Annotated in this window: 1 protein-coding gene; it reads right to left on the reverse strand. The window is 63.8% G+C overall.

The features are described from left to right. Positions 1 to 73 precede the first annotated feature (73 nt). Complete coding sequence (gene ltrA, locus A5712_RS22000) at positions 74 to 1,579, reverse strand: group II intron reverse transcriptase/maturase (RefSeq protein WP_231982197.1); 1,506 nt, start codon at positions 1,577 to 1,579, stop codon at positions 74 to 76. Positions 1,580 to 1,951: the final 372 nt, after the last annotated feature.

Consider the following 1,951-nt stretch of genomic DNA (forward strand, 5'->3'; position numbering starts at 1 on the left):
TTTCCCCATCCCCCTTTCAATCCGTGCGTGCGGTTTTCCCGCACACGGCTTACCGATGATCTTCTTGGCATGGTTACGCAGCCTTCGGGTAGCGGATGGTGCCGGAGAGTCGGTACAGGCCATGCTGTTCAAACCACGGCCGGGTCCATTGATCGGCTTGGCCGGGACGGAGGTTGCGGCCGCGCTTCTTGAGTAGAAGACGTTTGAGCCGCCACGCAACGTACCGGTCGATCTGAATGAACTTCAGGCCAGCATTACCGGTGCGAAAGTAGTTGCCCCAACCACGCAAGACCGGATTGAGCCCCGCGATCACATCGCGGATGTCAATCCCGACCCGGTTACGGCCGGTGCGCTCACGCACCTTGGCCCGAAGCCGGGCCATCGCTGTTTGGCTGGGCCAGCGGTGCAGGTAATAGCGCACGATGCGGCGCTGTTCCCACAGCCGCCCCGACATGCGCGCCCGGAAATGACAGCCCAGGAAGTCCAGGCCCTCACGCCCCTCGCGCAGGTCGACCACCTTCGTCTTATCCGGATGTGCCCGCAACCCCAACGACGCCAGGATTTCTCCCACCGCCGCCAAAGCGCGCTCGGCTTGGGCCGCACTGCGGCACAACACCACACCGTCATCGGCGTAGCGCACCAACTCACCCACATCGCGTTTGGTGAGTTCGGTGTCGAGCACATGCAAATAGATGTTGGCCAACAGCGGCGAGATCACCCCGCCCTGCGGAGTGCCCGCGACCGTCCGCGACACCACTCCCTCAACCAACACTCCCGCTTGCAGCCACTTATGCAGCAGTTTGAGCACCCGCCGATCCGAAACCCGCCTGCCCACCTCGATGAGTAGCCGCTCGTGGTCGATTTCGCCGAAGAAATTGGCGATATCGAACTCGACCACGAACTGGTAGCCCTCGATGAATCCGGTGCGTAACCGCTCCATCGCCATCGTGGCCGACCGCTTCGGCCGAAACCCATACGAACACGGCAAGAAATCCGCCTCGAAGACCGGTTCCAGCACGATCTTGGCCGCCGCCTGGGCCACCCGGTCTCGCACCGTGGGAATCCCCAACGGCCGCGTACCGCCCTGTGGTTTCGGAATCTCCACACGCCTGGCTGGCGCGGGGCGATACCGACCTGATTGGAGCTCACAGCGCAACTCACGCAACATGCGGTCCACGCCATAGTCCTCCACCGCGGCCAGGGTGATCCGATCCACCCCAGCCGCACCCCTATTCGTCCGCACCCGCTCCCACGCCTCCCACAGGACGTCACCCCGGTGGATACGGTCATACAGGGCGTGGAAACGCCGACCCGAAGACTGCTTGGCCGCAGCCCATAGCGCACGTTGCAGTTGTCGCACTTTCACCGGCGACACAACCAATGGTTCGTCGTCGGCTACGGCAAGCTCAGGCTTGCCGGGGTGATTGGACCGGGCCGCCCCGGTCATGCCCTCGCGCTTACCCGCTTCGCCCGCGTGATCAAAGTTGGGGCCCTTCCCTCCCGGCGCGTTATGTTGCACGCCGATCAGCGGTACTACAACCCCATCGGACTCCCGCTGCCCTCCAAGGGATTTCACCATCGGCTTATACCCTTGGTCTTTGCCCGACGCAGGCCAGGCAGACGGGTCTCTCCTGTTTCGAACCAGACTGTGTGCACGTGCCGCCTCCCGTACCCCGGAGAGACCCGACGAACTAACCCCGGACCAGGGTTCGCCGGACATGGCCTTCGCCGTGACATGAGCGGCTCGGCTCTCCCATTGTGGGTCTGACGAGGCTGCAGAGTTCGCTTGACGCTACGGCCCGCACACTTGCTCCCTCCGAAGAGGCTCTTGACACCCCGCTTAGCCCGCCGCCTCTCAACGACGAACCGGGGCCTGCTACCCGGCGCTCCGGTGCCTACCCGGACGGGACTTTCACCCGCTAGTCCAATCCAACTTGCAGGACGCAACATG

It is taken from the genome of Mycobacterium sp. E2327 (assembly GCF_001672675.1).
In the GTDB taxonomy this organism is placed as follows: Bacteria; Actinomycetota; Actinomycetes; order Mycobacteriales; family Mycobacteriaceae; genus Mycobacterium.